Origin of the sequence: Flavobacterium sp., assembly GCF_036405015.1 — a bacterium.
Lineage (GTDB): Bacteria > Bacteroidota > Bacteroidia > Flavobacteriales > Flavobacteriaceae > Flavobacterium.
Window position 1 is genome coordinate 1 of the sequence record NZ_DASWYK010000185.1, and the last position, 1,828, is coordinate 1,828.

A 1,828-nucleotide genomic window follows, 5' to 3' on the forward strand; every position below is an offset into this window, starting at 1 on the left:
AAATTCAATTTAAACTTTAACCTATAGCCGCCATGAAGAAGATTTATATCCTATTTATTACACTTATCAGCACATTTGCTGTTAATGCACAAGTTAGTTTTGGAAACATGCAAAACCAAATCTCTAGAGGAAAAGACGGTATCAACGTTTTTGATGTTCAAAAAGACAATAGAGAATTTAAAGGTCTTAGTATTGATCTTGGTGGTGCTTTCAACATGGATTTTCAAGCAACAAATTCATTCAATGATCAACCTGCCAACATTACTACTACGACTACTACAAGCACTGGAACTACTACTAGATCAATTACGGGATACCGTTTAATGAATACCGAAAACAACTTTACTCTTCCTGGAGCCGACATGTATCTTGGTGCTCAATTGTTTGACGGAGTAAGAGTAAACTTAGACATTTATTTAGCTTCAAGACATCACAATGATGCTTATGTAAAAGGAGGATACTTACAAATTGATAAGTTAGACTTCATCAAAAAAGACTTCTTGGCTGATGTAATGAAATATGCTACAATTAAAATTGGACAAATGGAGAACAATTTTGGTGATGCTCACTTCAGAGGTTCTGATAACGGTAATACAATCAGAAATGCATTTGTTGGAAACAATATCATGTATTCTTTCACTACAGAAATGGGTATGGAGGTTTACTACAACAGAAGTGGATGGGTAAGCATGTTAGGTGTTACAAATGGTAATTTAAATCAAAGTAATGAAGAAATTTTCTATACTACTGGACCAAACACTAATACAACACATAGCCCTTCAATCTTAGCTAAATTTGGTTATGACAAACAGATTAATAAAGATTTAAGAGTGAGATTAACTGGTTCTTATTATCATAATGCAAATCTTGGTAATGCAAACATATATTCTGCTAATAGATCAGGATTTGGTTATTGGGGTATCCTGAATAATAATCCTTACAAAAATACTATTACTAAGACCGATGCTAATGGTACTGTTATTTCTACAAATACTACTGATGTTGCTACTACGTTCAGCAAAACATCTACTCCAGAAGCAACGTTCAATCCTAATTTCAAAAATTGGGCTACAACCTATATGATTAACCCTTTTGTAAAATATAAAGGACTTGAATTCTTTGGAACAATCGAATTAGCTTCAGGAGGAGACAAAGCTGGAACTGATGACAAACGTACTGCAAATCAATATGCTTCAGAGCTTATTTACAGATTTGGAGGAACTGAACAATTCTATGTTGGAGGAAAATACAATACAGTATCTGGAAAATTATCTAATGCTGATGCTAAAAAGGTGACCGTAGATAAATTTGAAGCAAGTGCTGGTTGGTTTATGACCAAAAACATTTTAGCTAAATTAAACTACGTGAATCAACAATATAAAAATTATTCACAATTTACAGGAGATCCTGCTACCGGAAATCTAAACAACTTTTATGGTGGTAAATTTGAAGGTTTAGTATTCGAAGCAGTAATTGCATTCTAATATAAAAAAAATGAAAACACGATTTTCAATATTAATTATGGGTTTAGCAATGTTCTTTTTATTAGGAAGTGCTAAACCCACTTTTTTCCCAGAAGATACCGCTGTGGTAATAAATAAAATCAAAATAGAAATCACAGGACTCTCTACTGTTGGCAAATACAATTGTTCTAACACTTTTAACATTAAGGATACCGTTTATGTAAACTCAGTTAAAAAAAACACATTTAATACTGATATCAAAATGACAAACTTTGATTGTGGTAATAAAATAATGACGAAAGATTTACAAGGAACCGTAAAAGTTAAAAAGTTCCCTAACAGTACCGTTAGCATTTCAGATATAA

General features: G+C 32.2%; 1 protein-coding gene and 1 pseudogene. Both read left to right on the forward strand.

Annotated elements, in window-relative coordinates; translation table 11 throughout:
* Positions 1 to 32 precede the first annotated feature (32 nt).
* Complete coding sequence (locus VGE71_RS15675) at positions 33 to 1,484, forward strand: hypothetical protein (protein ID WP_331139189.1); 1,452 nt, start codon at positions 33 to 35, stop codon at positions 1,482 to 1,484.
* A 10-nt stretch (positions 1,485 to 1,494) separates the two neighbouring features.
* Positions 1,495 to 1,828, forward strand: a pseudogene (locus VGE71_RS15680) (hypothetical protein); the annotation flags it as partial.